The 16,909-nt window shown below is 39.5% G+C and carries 30 protein-coding genes; all 30 read left to right on the forward strand.

Translation table 11 applies throughout. The features are described from left to right. Window positions 1–131: 131 nt before the first annotated feature. The 30 genes from tuf to rpsK all read left to right on the forward strand — a co-directional run bounded on the left by tuf (window position 132) and on the right by rpsK (window position 16,877). Window positions 132–1,319: an elongation factor Tu gene (gene tuf / locus IGL80_RS00715; protein ID WP_002356194.1), complete on the forward strand. Its 1,188-nt coding sequence runs from the start codon at window positions 132–134 to the stop codon at window positions 1,317–1,319. A 180-nt stretch (window positions 1,320–1,499) separates the two neighbouring features. Beyond that, complete coding sequence (gene thiD / locus IGL80_RS00720) at window positions 1,500–2,324, forward strand: bifunctional hydroxymethylpyrimidine kinase/phosphomethylpyrimidine kinase (protein ID WP_002404409.1); 825 nt, start codon at window positions 1,500–1,502, stop codon at window positions 2,322–2,324. A gap of 271 nt (window positions 2,325–2,595) precedes the next feature. Continuing rightward, a complete protein-coding gene (locus tag IGL80_RS00725) occupies window positions 2,596–3,762 on the forward strand; it encodes an SAM-dependent methyltransferase (RefSeq protein WP_002389616.1) in 1,167 nt (388 codons plus the stop codon). A 348-nt stretch (window positions 3,763–4,110) separates the two neighbouring features. After that, window positions 4,111–4,419 carry a 30S ribosomal protein S10 gene (gene rpsJ, locus IGL80_RS00730; RefSeq protein WP_002389727.1) on the forward strand — a complete coding sequence of 103 codons (309 nt, stop codon included), beginning with the start codon at window positions 4,111–4,113 and terminating at the stop codon, window positions 4,417–4,419. A gap of 21 nt (window positions 4,420–4,440) precedes the next feature. Beyond that, entirely contained in the window at window positions 4,441–5,070 is a 630-nt protein-coding gene (gene rplC / locus IGL80_RS00735; protein WP_002356199.1) for a 50S ribosomal protein L3, read from the forward strand. A gap of 25 nt (window positions 5,071–5,095) precedes the next feature. Then, window positions 5,096–5,719: a 50S ribosomal protein L4 gene (gene rplD, locus IGL80_RS00740; protein ID WP_002356200.1), complete on the forward strand. Its 624-nt coding sequence runs from the start codon at window positions 5,096–5,098 to the stop codon at window positions 5,717–5,719. Continuing rightward, window positions 5,719–6,009, forward strand: a complete 291-nt coding sequence (locus IGL80_RS00745; protein WP_002356203.1) for a 50S ribosomal protein L23 — start codon at window positions 5,719–5,721, stop codon at window positions 6,007–6,009. The genes rplD and IGL80_RS00745 overlap by 1 nt, the downstream gene beginning before the upstream one ends. Before the next feature lie 39 nt (window positions 6,010–6,048). Beyond that, on the forward strand, window positions 6,049–6,879 hold the full coding sequence (rplB, locus tag IGL80_RS00750; RefSeq protein ID WP_002356204.1) for a 50S ribosomal protein L2: 831 nt from the start codon (window positions 6,049–6,051) through the stop codon (window positions 6,877–6,879). 42 nt (window positions 6,880–6,921) lie between these two features. Then, window positions 6,922–7,200, forward strand: a complete 279-nt coding sequence (gene rpsS / locus IGL80_RS00755) for a 30S ribosomal protein S19 (RefSeq protein ID WP_002356205.1) — start codon at window positions 6,922–6,924, stop codon at window positions 7,198–7,200. A 21-nt stretch (window positions 7,201–7,221) separates the two neighbouring features. Further along, window positions 7,222–7,569 (forward strand): 50S ribosomal protein L22, encoded by a 348-nt coding sequence (rplV, locus tag IGL80_RS00760; RefSeq protein WP_002356206.1) that lies wholly within the window; start codon window positions 7,222–7,224, stop codon window positions 7,567–7,569. A 66-nt stretch (window positions 7,570–7,635) separates the two neighbouring features. Then, window positions 7,636–8,292: a 30S ribosomal protein S3 gene (rpsC, locus tag IGL80_RS00765; protein WP_002356207.1), complete on the forward strand. Its 657-nt coding sequence runs from the start codon at window positions 7,636–7,638 to the stop codon at window positions 8,290–8,292. A 2-nt stretch (window positions 8,293–8,294) separates the two neighbouring features. Then, window positions 8,295–8,729 carry a 50S ribosomal protein L16 gene (gene rplP, locus IGL80_RS00770; RefSeq protein ID WP_002356208.1) on the forward strand — a complete coding sequence of 145 codons (435 nt, stop codon included), beginning with the start codon at window positions 8,295–8,297 and terminating at the stop codon, window positions 8,727–8,729. After that, the gene (rpmC, locus tag IGL80_RS00775; protein WP_002383858.1) at window positions 8,719–8,907 is read left to right on the forward strand and encodes a 50S ribosomal protein L29; all 189 of its coding nucleotides are present in this window, start codon (window positions 8,719–8,721) and stop codon (window positions 8,905–8,907) included. Before rplP ends, rpmC begins: the two co-directional genes overlap by 11 nt. Before the next feature lie 23 nt (window positions 8,908–8,930). Beyond that, window positions 8,931–9,197, forward strand: a complete 267-nt coding sequence (rpsQ, locus tag IGL80_RS00780) for a 30S ribosomal protein S17 (RefSeq protein ID WP_002359348.1) — start codon at window positions 8,931–8,933, stop codon at window positions 9,195–9,197. Between the two features lie 57 nt (window positions 9,198–9,254). Then, entirely contained in the window at window positions 9,255–9,623 is a 369-nt protein-coding gene (gene rplN, locus IGL80_RS00785) for a 50S ribosomal protein L14 (RefSeq protein WP_002356211.1), read from the forward strand. A gap of 35 nt (window positions 9,624–9,658) precedes the next feature. Continuing rightward, complete coding sequence (gene rplX / locus IGL80_RS00790) at window positions 9,659–9,970, forward strand: 50S ribosomal protein L24 (RefSeq protein ID WP_002356212.1); 312 nt, start codon at window positions 9,659–9,661, stop codon at window positions 9,968–9,970. A gap of 25 nt (window positions 9,971–9,995) precedes the next feature. Continuing rightward, window positions 9,996–10,535 (forward strand): 50S ribosomal protein L5, encoded by a 540-nt coding sequence (gene rplE / locus IGL80_RS00795; protein ID WP_002356213.1) that lies wholly within the window; start codon window positions 9,996–9,998, stop codon window positions 10,533–10,535. A gap of 18 nt (window positions 10,536–10,553) precedes the next feature. Beyond that, window positions 10,554–10,739: a type Z 30S ribosomal protein S14 gene (locus IGL80_RS00800; protein ID WP_002356214.1), complete on the forward strand. Its 186-nt coding sequence runs from the start codon at window positions 10,554–10,556 to the stop codon at window positions 10,737–10,739. A gap of 35 nt (window positions 10,740–10,774) precedes the next feature. After that, window positions 10,775–11,173: a 30S ribosomal protein S8 gene (gene rpsH, locus IGL80_RS00805; protein ID WP_002356215.1), complete on the forward strand. Its 399-nt coding sequence runs from the start codon at window positions 10,775–10,777 to the stop codon at window positions 11,171–11,173. 31 nt (window positions 11,174–11,204) lie between these two features. Further along, window positions 11,205–11,741, forward strand: a complete 537-nt coding sequence (gene rplF / locus IGL80_RS00810) for a 50S ribosomal protein L6 (protein WP_002356217.1) — start codon at window positions 11,205–11,207, stop codon at window positions 11,739–11,741. 160 nt (window positions 11,742–11,901) lie between these two features. Then, window positions 11,902–12,258, forward strand: coding sequence for a 50S ribosomal protein L18 (gene rplR, locus IGL80_RS00815; RefSeq protein ID WP_002356218.1), 357 nt, complete (start codon window positions 11,902–11,904; stop codon window positions 12,256–12,258). Window positions 12,259–12,278: 20 nt separating this feature from the next. After that, window positions 12,279–12,779, forward strand: coding sequence for a 30S ribosomal protein S5 (rpsE, locus tag IGL80_RS00820; protein ID WP_002356219.1), 501 nt, complete (start codon window positions 12,279–12,281; stop codon window positions 12,777–12,779). Window positions 12,780–12,793: 14 nt separating this feature from the next. After that, window positions 12,794–12,973 (forward strand): 50S ribosomal protein L30, encoded by a 180-nt coding sequence (gene rpmD, locus IGL80_RS00825; RefSeq protein ID WP_002356220.1) that lies wholly within the window; start codon window positions 12,794–12,796, stop codon window positions 12,971–12,973. Between the two features lie 47 nt (window positions 12,974–13,020). Beyond that, complete coding sequence (gene rplO / locus IGL80_RS00830) at window positions 13,021–13,461, forward strand: 50S ribosomal protein L15 (protein WP_002356221.1); 441 nt, start codon at window positions 13,021–13,023, stop codon at window positions 13,459–13,461. Further along, window positions 13,462–14,760, forward strand: coding sequence for a preprotein translocase subunit SecY (secY, locus tag IGL80_RS00835; protein ID WP_002359350.1), 1,299 nt, complete (start codon window positions 13,462–13,464; stop codon window positions 14,758–14,760). A gap of 86 nt (window positions 14,761–14,846) precedes the next feature. Then, a complete protein-coding gene (locus IGL80_RS00840) occupies window positions 14,847–15,497 on the forward strand; it encodes an adenylate kinase (RefSeq protein WP_002356223.1) in 651 nt (216 codons plus the stop codon). A 210-nt stretch (window positions 15,498–15,707) separates the two neighbouring features. Beyond that, window positions 15,708–15,926 carry a translation initiation factor IF-1 gene (gene infA, locus IGL80_RS00845; protein ID WP_002356224.1) on the forward strand — a complete coding sequence of 73 codons (219 nt, stop codon included), beginning with the start codon at window positions 15,708–15,710 and terminating at the stop codon, window positions 15,924–15,926. Between the two features lie 32 nt (window positions 15,927–15,958). Then, on the forward strand, window positions 15,959–16,075 hold the full coding sequence (rpmJ, locus tag IGL80_RS00850; protein WP_002288710.1) for a 50S ribosomal protein L36: 117 nt from the start codon (window positions 15,959–15,961) through the stop codon (window positions 16,073–16,075). A gap of 19 nt (window positions 16,076–16,094) precedes the next feature. After that, entirely contained in the window at window positions 16,095–16,460 is a 366-nt protein-coding gene (rpsM, locus tag IGL80_RS00855) for a 30S ribosomal protein S13 (RefSeq protein ID WP_002356225.1), read from the forward strand. Window positions 16,461–16,487: 27 nt separating this feature from the next. Continuing rightward, entirely contained in the window at window positions 16,488–16,877 is a 390-nt protein-coding gene (gene rpsK, locus IGL80_RS00860; RefSeq protein ID WP_002356226.1) for a 30S ribosomal protein S11, read from the forward strand. The last annotated feature ends 32 nt before the right edge of the window (window positions 16,878–16,909 follow it).

A 16,909-nucleotide genomic window follows, 5' to 3' on the forward strand; every position in this document is an offset into this window, starting at 1 on the left:
GTTTGTTTTTAGAACTATCCTTTTTTCAAGATTTCGTGTAAAATAGCTTATGATGATCAGACGATTTTTAGTAACGTCTATCACATATAAAACAAACAATAAAATTTATATTTTTAGGAGGAACATTCAAAATGGCAAAAGAAAAATTTGACCGTTCTAAATCCCATGTTAACATTGGTACTATCGGACACGTTGACCATGGTAAAACTACATTAACAGCTGCAATTGCTACTGTATTATCAAAACACGGTGGCGGGGAAGCACAAAGCTACGATTCTATCGATAACGCTCCAGAAGAAAAAGAACGTGGAATCACAATCAACACTTCTCATATCGAATATGAAACTGAAACTCGTCACTATGCACACGTTGACTGCCCAGGACACGCGGACTACGTTAAAAACATGATCACTGGTGCTGCTCAAATGGACGGAGCTATCTTAGTAGTTTCTGCTGCTGATGGTCCTATGCCTCAAACACGTGAACATATCTTATTATCACGTAACGTTGGTGTACCATACATCGTTGTATTCTTAAACAAAATGGATATGGTTGATGACGAAGAATTATTAGAATTAGTAGAAATGGAAGTTCGTGACTTATTATCAGAATACGATTTCCCAGGCGATGATGTTCCAGTTATCGCAGGTTCTGCTTTGAAAGCTTTAGAAGGCGACGAGTCTTATGAAGAAAAAATCTTAGAATTAATGGCTGCAGTTGACGAATATATCCCAACTCCAGAACGTGATACTGACAAACCATTCATGATGCCAGTCGAAGACGTATTCTCAATCACTGGACGTGGTACTGTTGCTACAGGCCGTGTTGAACGTGGTGAAGTTCGCGTTGGTGACGAAGTTGAAATCGTTGGTATTAAAGACGAAACATCTAAAACAACTGTTACAGGTGTTGAAATGTTCCGTAAATTATTAGACTACGCTGAAGCAGGCGACAACATCGGTGCTTTATTACGTGGTGTAGCACGTGAAGATATCGAACGTGGACAAGTATTAGCTAAACCAGCTACAATCACTCCACACACAAAATTCAAAGCTGAAGTATACGTATTATCAAAAGAAGAAGGCGGACGTCACACTCCATTCTTCACTAACTACCGTCCTCAATTCTACTTCCGTACAACAGACGTTACTGGTGTTGTAGAATTGCCAGAAGGTACTGAAATGGTAATGCCTGGTGATAACGTTGCTATGGACGTTGAATTAATTCACCCAATCGCTATCGAAGACGGAACTCGTTTCTCTATTCGTGAAGGCGGACGTACTGTAGGTTCAGGCGTTGTTACTGAAATCGTTAAATAATTAACTTTTTAACTATAGTTTTAACCAGCGTGAAAAACTGGGGTATTCGGACGTAAGACCAGAGAATTTATTCTCTGGTCTTTTTTTGTTTAGAAATTGGCTGGCTAAAAAATAAGCCAATTGGCTGTTTTAGCAGACTTGTTTCTTCCGTATACTTGGAGAAAAAGGTTAGGTGATTTAATGGAAAAAGTATTGACGATTGCAGGCTCCGATTCAACTGGAGGGGCAGGGATTCAAGCAGATTTAAAAACATTTGAAGAGTATGGAGTTTTTGGATTTTCAAGTTTAACCTCGATTGTGACGATGGATCCTACGACAGGTTGGTCACATGAAGTAACTGAATTGCCAGAAACGCTCTTAGAAAAACAATTGATTTCGGTTTTTGCAGGCGGTCCAGTAGCGGCTTTGAAAACAGGGATGATGGGTAATGAACAAAATATTAAAATGGCTAGTAAGTACATTAAACAAGAAAAAATTCAAAAAGTCGTGATTGACCCAGTCATTGCTTGTAAGGGAACGGCACAAATTCTGCAACCCAAAAGTGTGGAAGGCCTAAAAAACGATTTACTGCCATTAGCATTAGTTGCCACGCCTAATTTAATTGAAGCGGGCATCTTATCTAGTTTAGGCGAAATTTCTTCCGTGGCGGAGATGGAAGAAGCGGCAAAACGAATTGTACAAATGGGAGCCAAGCATGTCGTGGTTAAAGGGGGACATCGCTTAGCTGGTGAAAAAGCACTGGACTTGTTTTACGATGGTCACACCGCGCATCTTTTGGAAAATGAATTATATCCTACTGATTATAATCATGGTGCAGGTTGTACTTTTTCAGCGGCAATCACAGCTGGCTTGGCGAAAGGTTATTCGGTGTTAGAAGCAGTAACTTTAGCAAAAAAATTTGTAGCAGCGGCGATTAAACACGGTATTCAAGTTAATCCTTATGTGGGGCACGTATGGCATGGCGCTTACACTCATGCGGAACAACGGATGCGTAAGAAAGCATAATATTTAGAACTAGAGGAGTCTGTCAAGGACTGGCTCTAGTTTTTTTGTGATAAAGAATAACAATAGTAGGTATTACGTTAAAAGAATGTTCAAATTTTTAAAAGAGGAGTAGAATAGAACTGTAATTGCAAAAAAAGAAGCGGAACATAGAAGGGGTGATAACTTTTCTGTGCTTCAGTTTAGAACGGACTGTGGTGTTTGTTTTGACGAACTACCGGAAAGCGACTTCTTTTTGTTTTGGCTTCAAATGGTATTTAATGGAGGGAATGCAATGTTAGAAAAAGAAACGTACAGTCAACTGTTTAAATGGTCTTTTTCAAAAAAGACACAAGTCACATACTGGGATGGTACCGTCAAAGAGTATGGGCAAGGGTCGGGGGATCCGGTTTTTAAAATTGTATTCAATGAAAAAATTCCTGTGAAGGATTTACTGAATAACGCTTCGTTAACTTTAGGGGAAGCCTACATGGATCGCAAAATTGAAATCGAAGGCGATATCCAAGCGCTGATTTATGATGTGTATAACCAAAAGGATAGCTTTTTACACAATGCTAAATTTATTAAATGGCTTCCTAAAGAAAGTCATTCAAAAAAACGTTCGCAAGAGGATATTCACAGCCATTACGATCTAGGAAATGATTTTTACAAAAAATGGCTTGACCAAACAATGACGTATTCATGTGCTTATTTTAAAACGCCTGAAGATACATTAGAACAAGCGCAAGTGAATAAAGTTCATCATATTTTAGATAAATTGTTTATCAAAGAGGGCGACACTTTACTGGATATTGGCTGCGGCTGGGGCACGTTAATTTTAACTGCGGTGAAAGAATATGGAGCCAAAGCAACTGGGATTACATTAAGTGAAGAGCAATTTCATCATATTCGCCATATTATAGAAAAAGAAGGTCTACAAGATCGAATGACTGTCAAATTGATGGATTATCGTGATTTAAAAGGAGAGTCTTTTGACCATATTACGAGTGTTGGGATGTTTGAACATGTCGGTGCGGAAAATCTACATGAATATTTTGATGTCGTTCAGCGAAATTTAGCGCCTAAAGGTACGGCGTTGATTCATGGGATCAGTCGCCAACAAGGTGGGGCTAAAAATGCTTGGATTAATCGTTATATTTTCCCAGGTGGCTATATTCCTGGTGTCACTGAGCTAGTCGGCCATATGACAGAAAACGACTTGCAAGTGATTGACTTGGAAAGTTTGCGCAGAGATTATCAATTGACGTTGGAACATTGGACAAAAAACTTCCATAATATAGAAACAGAAATTGTTGACGAAAAAGGCGAGCGCTTCTATCGAATGTGGGACTTATATTTGCAAGCATGTGCAGCCTCATTCCAAGCAAGCAATATTGATGTTATTCAATATTTATTGGTTCATCCAGATAACAATGATATTCCAATGCGCCGGATTGGTTAATAGAATAAAAAAGAAAGAATTTGAGATTCTGGTAAAAAAAGAATCTCAAATTCTTTTTTTATAAAAATAGAATGAAAAGAATTGAAAAACAAAACAAATGCTTTTCAAAACAAGAAAAAATTCTTTCAAAAAAACGCAGAAAATCCTTGCTAACACTATCCTTTCATAGTATAATCAAAAAGGTGCTGTTTACAGGAGTGTAAAAAGCATTGGTAGATCAACGATTTGATTTGCCGGCTGTGAAGCGAGAGGTTGCGACACGCTCGGACGCTTTGCCATGAACGAGCATGCCGGATAAATTTTCGTGGAGCTATGTCTACTTTTAAAATAGGCGAAGGAGGGAACAAGATGGCAAAACAAAAAATTCGTATCCGTTTAAAAGCGTATGAACACCGTATTTTAGATCAATCAGCGGATAAAATTGTGGAAACAGCAAAAAGAACTGGAGCTGACGTATCAGGTCCGATTCCATTACCAACAGAACGCTCACTTTACACAGTTATTCGTGCGACTCATAAATACAAAGATTCTCGCGAACAATTCGAAATGCGTACTCACAAACGTCTAATTGACATTGTGAACCCAACACCAAAAACAGTTGACGCTTTAATGAAGCTTGACTTACCGTCTGGTGTTAATATTGAAATCAAACTATAAAATTAAGATGGAGGTGTACTCATGACCAAAGGAATCTTAGGGAAAAAAGTGGGAATGACACAAATCTTTACTGAGTCTGGTGAATTAATTCCAGTAACAGTAGTTGAAGCTACGCCAAACGTAGTTTTACAAGTAAAAACTGTTGAAACTGACGGATACGAAGCTATCCAAGTTGGTTACCAAGACAAACGTGAAGTTTTATCAAACAAACCTGCGAAAGGTCATGTTGCAAAAGCAAACACGGCTCCTAAGCGCTTCATTAAAGAATTCAAGAATGTTGAGCTAGGAGAATATGAAGTAGGTAAAGAAATCAAAGTAGATGTTTTCCAAGCAGGAGACGTTGTTGATGTTACAGGTACTACGAAAGGTAAAGGATTCCAAGGGGCAATCAAACGTCACGGCCAAAGCCGCGGACCTATGTCTCATGGTTCTCGTTATCACCGTCGTCCTGGGTCAATGGGTCCAGTAGCGCCTAACCGTGTATTTAAAAATAAACGACTAGCCGGCCGTATGGGTGGCGACCGCGTAACAATTCAAAACCTTGAAGTTGTTAAAGTGGACGTAGAAAGAAATGTTATCTTAATCAAAGGAAACATTCCTGGAGCGAAAAAATCTTTAATCACAATCAAATCAGCTGTGAAAGCTAAATAAGTGTAGGGAAAGGAGGAACTAAGGAATGCCGAATGTAGCATTATTCAAACAAGATGGAACTCAAAACGGTGAAATCACTTTAAATGAAGAAATCTTCGGAATCGAACCTAATGAAAGTGTTGTCTATGATGCAATCATCATGCAACGTGCTTCATTAAGACAAGGAACACACGCAGTTAAAAACCGTAGCGCTGTTCGTGGCGGTGGCCGCAAACCATGGCGTCAAAAAGGAACTGGTCGTGCTCGTCAAGGTTCAATCCGTTCACCACAATGGCGTGGAGGTGGCGTAGTCTTTGGACCAACACCGCGTTCATACAGCTACAAACTTCCTAAAAAAGTTCGTCGCTTAGCAATGAAATCTGTATTATCAGATAAAGTTGCTGAAAATAACTTGGTAGCAGTAGAAGGTTTAAGCTTCGATGCACCAAAAACAAAAGAATTCAAACAAGTTCTTGCTAACTTGTCTATCGATACTAAAGTATTAGTTGTTTTAGAAAATGGTAACGACTTTGCAGCTTTATCAGCTCGTAACTTACCAAACGTTTCTGTAGTAACTTCTGATAACGTTAGTGTGTTAGATGTTGTGTCAGCTAACAAAGTCTTGGCAACACAAACAGCTCTTACTCAAATTGAGGAGGTGCTTGCATAATGGAATTACTAGACGTAATCAAACGCCCAGTGATCACTGAAAAATCCATGTTAGCTATGGACGAAAAGAAATATACTTTCGAAGTGGACACTCGCGCAAACAAAACTTTAGTAAAACAAGCTGTTGAATCAGCATTCGATGTTAAAGTAGCAAACGTAAACATCTTAAACGTGCGTCCAAAATTCAAACGCATGGGTAAATATGCAGGTTATACAAAAAAACGTCGCAAAGCGATCGTTACATTAACTGAAGATTCAAAAGAAATTCAATTATTCGAAGCTGCTGAATAAGCAGTCCTGAACAATATCAACGTAGGAGGGAAATAAGACGTGGCGATTAAAAAGTACAAACCTACCACAAATGGCCGTCGTAACATGACAAGTTCTGATTTCGCTGAAATCACAACTTCAACACCAGAAAAATCATTGTTACAGCCATTAAAAAACAATGCCGGTCGTAACAACAACGGTCGCATTACGGTTCGTCACCAAGGTGGCGGTCACAAACGTCAATACCGTGTGATTGACTTTAAACGTAATAAAGATAACGTCGCAGCGGTTGTTAAAACGATCGAGTACGATCCAAACCGTTCTGCTAACATCGCGTTAGTTCATTACGAAGACGGGGTTAAGGCATACATCTTAGCACCAAAAGGATTAGAAGTAGGCATGCGCCTAGTATCTGGTCCAGAAGCAGATATTAAAGTAGGTAACGCATTACCATTGGAAAACATTCCAGTTGGTACAGTTATCCACAACATTGAAATGAAACCTGGTAAAGGTGGACAATTAATCCGTTCAGCTGGAACAAGCGCGCAAGTACTTGGTAAAGAAGGCAAATACGTATTAATCCGCTTAAACTCTGGCGAAGTTCGTATGATCTTAGCAACTTGCCGTGCAACAATCGGTTCAGTTGGTAACGAACAACACGAATTAATCAACATTGGTAAAGCTGGCCGCTCTCGTTGGATGCGTAAACGCCCAACTGTTCGTGGTAGCGTAATGAACCCTAACGATCACCCACACGGTGGTGGTGAAGGTAAAACACCAATTGGACGTAAAGCGCCAGTATCTCCATGGGGTCAACCAGCAATTGGATACAAAACACGTAATAAAAAAGCTAAATCAGACAAACTTATCGTTCGTCGTCGTACTAAATAATTTTTTTGACCATGTGTCGTACATTTTGAGAGGAGGTTCACCATGGGTCGTAGTTTAAAAAAAGGACCTTTCGTCGATGATCATTTGATGAAAAAGGTCGAAGCACAACAAGGTGCCGAAAAGAAAAAAGTAATTAAAACTTGGTCTCGCCGCTCTACAATTTTTCCATCATTCGTAGGTTTCACAATCGCTGTATATGATGGACGGAAACATGTCCCTGTTTACATTCAAGAAGACATGGTAGGACATAAATTAGGTGAATTTGCACCAACTAGAACTTATCGTGGCCACGTTGCTGACGATAAAAAAACTAAACGCTAATTTTGAGGGGAGGATATGCAAATGTCAGAACAAATTACATCAGCTAAAGCAACTGCAAAAACAGTTCGCACTTCACCTCGTAAAGCACGTTTAGTAATCGATCTTATCAGAGGGAAAAGCGTTGCGGATGCAATTTCAATCTTGAAATTCACACCGAACAAGTCTGCTGGAATCATTGAAAAAGTTTTAATGTCAGCAGTTGCTAACGCAGAAAACAACTTTGACTTAGACGTTGAAAGCTTAGTCGTATCTGAAGCATTTGTTAACGAAGGACCAACAATGAAACGTTTCCGTCCTCGTGCAAAAGGTTCAGCTTCACCAATCAACAAACGTACTAGTCACATCACAGTAGTTGTAACAGAGAAATAAGTCTCATGAAATAGGCTGTTTTCTTTATGAAAACAGAGCTTAAACATTTAAGAGGAGGGACAATCAGTGGGTCAAAAAGTACATCCAATTGGAATGCGTGTAGGCATCATCCGCGACTGGGATGCGAAATGGTATGCTGAAAAAGAGTATGCTGAATTCTTACACGAAGATTTAAGAATCCGTAAATTTATCGCAACAAAACTTGCTGATGCTGCTGTATCTACAATTGAAATCGAACGCGCTGCAAACCGTGTTAACATTTCAATTCACACAGCTAAACCAGGTATGGTTATCGGTAAAGGCGGATCTGAAGTCGAAAACCTAAGAAAAGAATTAAACAAATTAACTGGCAAACGAGTTCACATCAACATCGTTGAAATCAAAAAACCAGATTTAGATGCAAAATTAGTAGGCGAAGGAATTGCACGTCAATTAGAAAACCGTGTTGCTTTCCGTCGTGCTCAAAAACAAGCTATCCAACGCGCAATGCGTGCTGGTGCTAAAGGAATCAAAACTCAAGTATCAGGTCGTCTAAACGGTGCGGATATCGCTCGTTCAGAAGGATACTCTGAAGGAACTGTACCACTTCACACATTACGTGCGGACATTGATTACGCATGGGAAGAAGCGGACACTACTTACGGAAAACTAGGAGTTAAAGTGTGGATCTATCGTGGAGAAATTCTTCCAACGAAAAAAAACACTGAGAAAGGAGGGAAATAATCATGTTAGTACCTAAACGTGTAAAACACCGTCGTGAATTCCGCGGAAAAATGCGCGGTGAAGCTAAAGGCGGAAAAGAAGTAGCATTTGGTGAATGGGGTTTACAAGCAACTGAATCTCACTGGATTACTAACCGTCAAATCGAAGCAGCCCGTATTGCAATGACTCGTTACATGAAACGTGGCGGGAAAGTATGGATTAAAATTTTCCCTCACAAGTCTTACACAAGTAAAGCTATCGGCGTACGTATGGGTAAAGGTAAAGGGGCACCAGAAGGCTGGGTATCACCAGTTAAACGTGGTAAAATCATGTTTGAAATCGCAGGCGTTCCTGAAGAAGTAGCTCGTGAAGCTCTTCGTCTTGCATCTCACAAATTGCCGGTAAAAACTAAGATCGTAAAACGTGAGGAAATGGGTGGTGAATCGAATGAAGGTTAAAGAAATCAGAGAATTAACCACTGCCGAAATGCTAGATAAAGAAAAACAATTAAAAGAAGAATTGTTCAACTTAAGATTCCAATTAGCAACAGGTCAATTAGAAAACACTGCACGTATTAAAGAAGTACGTCAATCGATTGCACGCATCAAAACAGTATTGCGTGAACAAGCTAACTAATAGTGGAAGGAGGCCAAACGCGTATGACTGAAGAAAGAAATCAACGTAAAGTTTACCAAGGTCGCGTGGTATCAGACAAAATGGATAAAACAATCACAGTTGTCGTTGAAACAAAGAAAAACCACCCTATCTATGGCAAACGTATGAAATATTCTAAAAAATATAAAGCGCATGATGAAAACAACACAGCGAAAGTTGGAGACATCGTAAAAATCATGGAAACTCGTCCATTATCAGCTACAAAACGTTTCCGTTTACTAGAGGTAGTCGAAGAAGCAGTTATTATCTAATAAAACGAGAATTTCCTAATAGATTGAAGCACAAAATCTGAAAGGGGGATACACATCGTGATCCAACAAGAAAGTCGTTTAAGAGTCGCTGACAATTCTGGCGCACGTGAAATTTTAACGATCAAAGTCCTAGGCGGATCTGGTCGTAAAACTGCTAACATCGGTGACGTTATTGTTGCTACTGTCAAACAAGCAACGCCAGGTGGGGTTGTTAAAAAAGGTGAAGTAGTTAAAGCCGTTATCGTTCGTACAAAATCTGGCGCTCGTCGTGCTGACGGTTCTTACATCAAATTTGATGAAAATGCTGCGGTAATTATCCGTGACGATAAAAGCCCACGCGGAACACGTATCTTCGGACCAGTTGCACGTGAATTACGTGAAAACAACTTCATGAAGATCGTTTCTCTAGCACCAGAAGTATTATAATCTCGAGCCCACGTTAAAGGAGGTGCGAAACAGTAATGTTTGTTAAAAAAGGCGATAAAGTAAAAGTTATCACTGGTAAAGATAAAAACAAAGAAGGCGTTGTCTTAGCAGCGTTTCCTAAACAAGATAAAGTTATCGTTGAAGGTGTCAACGTCGTTAAAAAACACCAAAAACCAAACCAAGCAGCCCCACAAGGTGGAATCCTTGAAGTGGAAGCGCCAATTCATGTTTCTAATGTAATGGTGATTGATCCTTCAAACGGAGAAGCTACTAAAGTTGCGTTTAAAGAAGTCGACGGCAAAAAAGTCCGCGTTTCTAAAAAAACAGGTGAAGTTTTAGATAAATAAAAATTGCGGAAGGAGGGCTTACTGAATGAACCGCCTGAAAGAAAAATATATTAAAGAAGTAACACCATCATTGGTGGAAAAATTTAATTACAGCTCAGTTATGCAAACACCTAAAGTTGATAAAATCGTTATCAACATGGGTGTGGGTGATGCAGTATCAAATGCTAAAAACTTAGACAAAGCTGTTGAAGAATTAGCATTAATCACTGGTCAAAAACCACTTATCACAAAAGCTAAAAAATCTATCGCTGGATTCCGTTTACGTGAAGGAATGCCAATCGGTGCGAAAGTAACGCTACGCGGCGAAAGAATGTACGAATTTTTAGATAAATTAGTAACAGTTTCTTTACCTCGTGTACGTGACTTCCACGGTGTCAGCAAAAAAGCTTTCGATGGTCGTGGTAACTATACTTTAGGTATTAAAGAACAATTAATCTTCCCAGAAGTTGATTATGATTTAGTAGATAAAGTACGCGGTATGGACATCGTAATTGTTACAACAGCGAACACTGACGAAGAGTCTCGCGAATTGTTGGCACAATTAGGTATGCCATTCCAAAAATAATATAAGGAGGCGAACTACGTGGCTAAAAAATCAATGATTGCTAAAAACAAACGTCCTGCTAAACATTCAACACAAGCTTATACTCGTTGTGAACGTTGTGGACGTCCACATTCAGTTTATCGTAAATTTCATCTTTGCCGTATTTGCTTCCGCGAACTTGCCTATAAAGGTCAAATTCCCGGCGTGAAGAAAGCTAGCTGGTAAACAAGTAAACTCGCATAAAGGAGGTAAATAGTTCAATGGTCATGACAGATCCAATTGCAGATTTTCTAACTCGCATTCGTAATGCGAACATGGTTAAACATGAAACTTTAGAAGTACCTGCTTCAAAAATCAAACGTGATATCGCAGAAATCCTGAAACGTGAAGGATTTATCCGCGACGTAGAATACATCGAAGATGACAAACAAGGCGTAATCCGTGTTTTCCTAAAATATGGTAAAAACGAAGAGCGTGTTATCACAAACTTAAAACGTATTTCTAAACCAGGTTTACGTGCATACGTAAAAGCTGACGAAGTACCAAAAGTATTAAACGGTCTAGGAATTGCAATCATCTCTACATCAGAGGGTGTAATTACTGACAAAGAAGCTAGAGCGAAAAATATCGGCGGCGAAGTAATCGCCTACGTATGGTAATTCTAAAAAATACACAAGGAGGTGTCTCTAAGTGAGCCGTATTGGTAATAAAGTTGTTGTTCTTCCTGCTGGTGTTGAAATCAAGCAAGACGGAAACAACATTACAGTTAAAGGACCTAAAGGTGAATTAACACGCGAATTTTCTTCTGATATCAAAATGAACATCGAAGGAAACGAAGTGACATTCACTCGTCCAAACGATTCAAAAGAAATGAAAACAATCCACGGAACAACTCGTGCAAACTTCAACAACATGGTTGTTGGTGTTTCTGAAGGTTTCCAAAAAGCACTTGAACTTATCGGGGTCGGATACCGTGCCCAAGTACAAGGCAACAAATTAACTTTAAACGTTGGTTATTCTCATCCTGTCGAAATGACAGCACCAGAAGGCGTAACATTTGAAGTACCTGCGAACACACAAGTTATCGTTAAAGGCATCAACAAAGAAGTTGTTGGTGAATTAGCTGCTAACATCCGTGGCGTTCGTCCTCCAGAACCTTATAAAGGCAAAGGGATTCGCTATGTTGGTGAATTTGTACGCCGTAAAGAAGGTAAAACTGGTAAATAATAACAGCTGTGTAGAAAACAGAAGTCAACAACAAGCAACTGTCATTTTATGGGATTTTTCCAATAAAATGCTTTTGTCTTGTCTGCCAGCTTCTCTTTTCCGTAATCTGCTGACTGCTTGAAATATTAGTAGTAAACATTAAATCAAAGAGGTGAAAATTGTGATTACAAAACCAGATAAAAACAAAACACGTCAAAAGAGACATCGTCGTGTACGTAACAAAATCTCTGGTACTGCTGAGTGCCCACGCTTGAACATTTTCCGTTCTAACAAAAACATCTACGCGCAAGTCATTGATGACGTAGCGGGTGTGACGCTAGCAAGTGCCTCTGCCTTGGATAAAGAAATTTCAGGTGGAACAAAAACAGAAACAGCTGCAGCTGTTGGTAAACTAGTTGCTGAACGTGCCGCTGAAAAAGGCATCAAAAAAGTAGTCTTCGACCGTGGTGGATACCTTTACCATGGCCGCGTGCAAGCTTTAGCTGAAGCTGCTCGTGAAAATGGACTAGAATTTTAGGAGAAGGAGGAACACCATTCATGGTTTATATTGATCCAAAACATTTGGAATTAGAAGACCGCGTTGTAGCGATCAACCGTGTAACAAAAGTTGTTAAAGGTGGACGTCGTTTACGTTTCGCAGCTTTAGTTGTTGTCGGTGACAAAAACGGACACGTTGGTTTCGGTACTGGTAAAGCACAAGAAGTACCTGAAGCTATCCGTAAAGCAATCGAAGACGCGAAGAAAAACTTAGTTGAAGTGCCTATGGTTGGTTCTACTATCCCGCACGAAGTAATTGGCGTATTCGGTGGCGGCCGTATCCTTATGAAACCTGCAGTAGAAGGTTCTGGGGTAGCTGCTGGTGGACCAGTTCGTGCCGTATTGGAATTAGCTGGTGTAGCAGATATTACATCTAAATCACTAGGTTCAAACACACCTATTAACGTTGTTCGCGCAACTGTTGAAGGTCTAAAACAATTAAAACGTGCCGAAGAAGTGGCAGCACTTCGCGGTAAATCTGTAGAAGAAATTATCGGTTAAGGAGGACAAAAATAATGGCTGAATTAAAAATTACTTTAAAACGCAGTGTTATCGGACGTCCTCAAAACCAACGTGCTACAGTTAAAGCGTTAGGTTTAGGTAAAGTGAATAGTACTGTTACAAAACCTGCCAATGAAGCAATCAAAGGTATGGTTAACACTATTTCACATTTAGTGGACGTAGAAGAAGTTTAAGATTTATAGATTTGTAATAGAAGATTGCTTAAGGAGGTGCCAAACCTATGAAACTTCATGAATTAAAACCTGCTGAGGGCTCACGCCAAGTACGTAACCGTGTTGGACGTGGTACTTCATCTGGTAATGGTAAAACAGCTGGCCGTGGACAAAAAGGGCAAAAAGCCCGTTCAGGCGGTGGTGTTCGTTTAGGATTTGAAGGGGGTCAAACTCCATTATTCCGTCGTTTACCAAAACGTGGGTTTACAAACATTAATCGTAAAGATTACGCTGTTGTGAACTTAGATACTTTAAACCGTTTTGAAGATGGAACAGAAGTAACTCCTGTTGTCCTAAAAGAAGCAGGAATCGTTAAAAACGAAAAAGCGGGAATCAAAGTTCTTGCAGATGGTGAGTTAACGAAAAAATTAACTGTGAAAGCAGCTAAATTCTCGAAATCAGCACAAGAAGCTATCGAAGCTGCTGGTGGTTCAATCGAGGTGATCTAATTGTTCAAGCTATTAAAGAACGCCTTTAAAGTCAAAGACATTAGATCAAAAATCTTATTTACAGTTTTAATCTTGTTTGTATTTCGCCTAGGTGCGCACATTACTGTGCCCGGGGTGAATGCAAAGGGATTGTCTGATTTAAGTAGCTTACCCTTTTTGAATATGTTGAATATGGTGAGTGGTAGTGCCATGCAAAACTTCTCTATCTTCTCGATGGGGGTTTCGCCATACATTACAGCCTCTATTATTATTCAACTATTGCAAATGGATATTGTACCTAGATTTGTAGAATGGTCAAAACAAGGGGAAGTTGGGCGTAAGAAATTAAATCAAGCAACAAGATATCTAACGATTGTCTTGGGTGTGGCTCAGTCAATGGGGATCACTGCTGGTTTTAATAGCTTAAGTCAAACTGGGATTGTAAACAATCCAACCTTAGGTACCTTTGTGATGATTGCAGTTATTTTAACTGCTGGGACGATGTTTGTGACTTGGATGGGTGAACAAATTACAGAAAAAGGAATCGGAAATGGTGTTTCAATGATTATCTTTGCCGGGATTATTTCTCGTTTGCCAGGAGCAGTCAAAGAAATCTATGAAGATTACTTCGTCAATATCGAGTCTTCTCGTATTTGGCAATCTGTTATTTTCATTGCAATCTTAGTTATTGCTATTTTGGTGATTGTTACAGTCGTAACGTTCTTCCAACAAGCAGAGCGTAAGATTCCAATCCAATATACAAAACGTGTTTCTGGTGCACCAACAAGTAGTTATTTACCGTTAAAAGTAAATGCTGCTGGGGTTATTCCAGTTATCTTTGCCAGCTCGTTAATTGCAACACCAAATGCCATTTTACAAGCTTTCTCATCAAAATTCGCTGGTGAAAATTGGTATGACATTATGACAAAAATCTTCAGTTATAACACAGTTCCAGGGGCAATCATCTATACTGTCCTAATCGTTGCGTTTACGTTCTTCTATGCATTTGTTCAAGTAAACCCTGAGAAATTAGCGGAAAACTTACAAAAACAAGGAAGCTACATTCCAAGCGTGCGACCAGGTAAAGGTACAGAAGAATATGTATCTGGCGTGTTAATGAGATTAAGTGTTGTCGGCTCAATTTTCCTAGGACTTGTTGCTTTACTTCCAATCATTGCGCAAATGGTTTGGAACTTACCTCAATCAATCGGTTTAGGTGGAACAAGTTTACTAATCGTTATCGGGGTTGCATTAGAAACAACGAAACAATTAGAAGGATTAATGATGAAACGTCAATATGTCGGCTTTATCAATAAGTAAGAATCGAGTGTTGAGGTTTTACCTCAGCACCATTCTCACATATGGCTAGCTTCATAAGCCGGTCTTTAAAATTAGGAGGAGAATATATGAACCTCATTTTAATGGGATTACCTGGAGCAGGTAAAGGCACCCAAGCAGAAAAAATCATTGATACGTATGGCATTCCACATATTTCTACTGGAGATATGTTCCGTGCAGCAATGAAAAATGAAACTGCCTTGGGCCTAGAAGCGAAATCTTATATCGATAAAGGTGAACTGGTTCCTGACGAAGTAACAAACGGAATTGTTAAAGAACGCCTTGCTGAACCAGACACAGACAAAGGATTCCTATTAGATGGTTTCCCACGTACACTGGATCAAGCAAAAGCATTAGATACAATGCTTAAAGAATTAAACAAAAAAATTGATGCTGTCATTGACATCCATGTAGAAGAAGATGTATTAATCGAGCGTTTAGCTGGACGATTCATCTGTCGCACATGTGGCGCAACGTATCATAAATTATTCAACCCGCCAAAAGTTGAAGGCACTTGTGATCGCTGTGGCGGACATGAATTCTACCAAAGAGAAGATGATAAGCCCGAAACGGTTAAAAATCGTTTGGCAGTCAACATTGAAAGTAGCGCACCAATCTTAGCTTTCTATAAAGAACAAGGCTTGATGCATACAATCGATGGCAATCGCGAAATCGATACTGTTTTTTCTGATGTGAAAAAAATCATTGACGAAAACTAATTTCCAATTGCCCGCAGTTTAACCCTGTTGTTGTATTCAGTTTCTCTTGCCAAAACATAACTAAATATGGTAGAATATATCAGTCCGAATTCTACAGTTTTGTGACATCAAAATGAATAACGAAGTTAGTTGAGAATTTCTAGGTGGGAGCTGGAGTTTCCGCCGTTTTATCGTGTGAAAACGCGAAACAAGTACAAGGAGGTACTGTGCGTGGCAAAAGAAGATATGATTGAAGTCGAAGGTACAGTCGTCGAAACTTTGCCGAATGCAATGTTTAAAGTCGAACTAGAAAATGGACACCAAGTTCTTGCTACTGTTTCAGGTAAAATCCGTATGCACTACATCCGTATCTTACCTGGTGACAAAGTAACAGTTGAATTATCACCGTATGATTTAACGCGTGGCCGTATTACTTATCGCTTTAAATAATTGTACTCCGTAAAACCACAGGAGGTATTATCATGAAAGTAAGACCATCAGTAAAACCAATGTGTGAACATTGTAAAGTAATTCGCCGTAAAGGACGTGTTATGGTTATTTGCCCAGCAAATCCAAAACATAAACAACGTCAAGGATAATTAGGAGGTGTAACGAATAATGGCTCGTATTGCAGGAGTAGACATCCCTCGTGACAAACGTGTAGTAGTTTCTCTTACTTACATTTATGGTATTGGTAACACTACAGCTAAAAAAGTTTTAGCAAACGTTGGCGTATCTGAAGATGTTCGTGTACGTGATTTAACAAACGAACAAACAGATGCGATTCGTGCGGAAATTGATAAGTTAAAAGTTGAAGGGGATCTTCGTCGTGAAGTGAACTTAAACATCAAACGCTTGATGGAAATCGGTTCATACCGTGGAATCCGTCACCGTCGTGGATTACCAACTCGTGGACAAAACACGAAAAATAATGCACGTACTCGTAAAGGCCCTACTAAAACAGTAGCAGGCAAGAAAAAATAATTCCTAAGTGAAGGAGGTTAGAACTTCATGGCAGCAAAAAAAGTTAGTCGTAAACGCCGTGTCAAAAAGAATATAGAATCAGGTGTAGCACATATCCATTCTACATTCAACAATACAATCGTAATGATTACTGATACACATGGTAATGCATTAGCATGGTCATCAGCAGGATCATTAGGCTTTAAAGGAAGCAAAAAATCAACTCCTTTTGCCGCTCAAATGGCTGCAGAAGCCGCAACTAAAGTGGCAATGGAACATGGACTTAAAACTGTAGACGTAACAGTTAAAGGACCTGGTTCTGGACGTGAAGCAGCAATTCGTTCATTACAAGCAACAGGTTTAGAAGTGACTGCAATTCGTGACGTGACTCCAGTTCCTCATAATGGATGCCGCCCTCCAAAACGCCGTCGTGTTTAATGAGCGCCACTCATTCTGAGTTTGAATTAGGA

The organism is Enterococcus sp. DIV2467a (assembly GCF_050532945.1).
GTDB lineage: Bacteria > Bacillota > Bacilli > Lactobacillales > Enterococcaceae > Enterococcus > Enterococcus faecalis.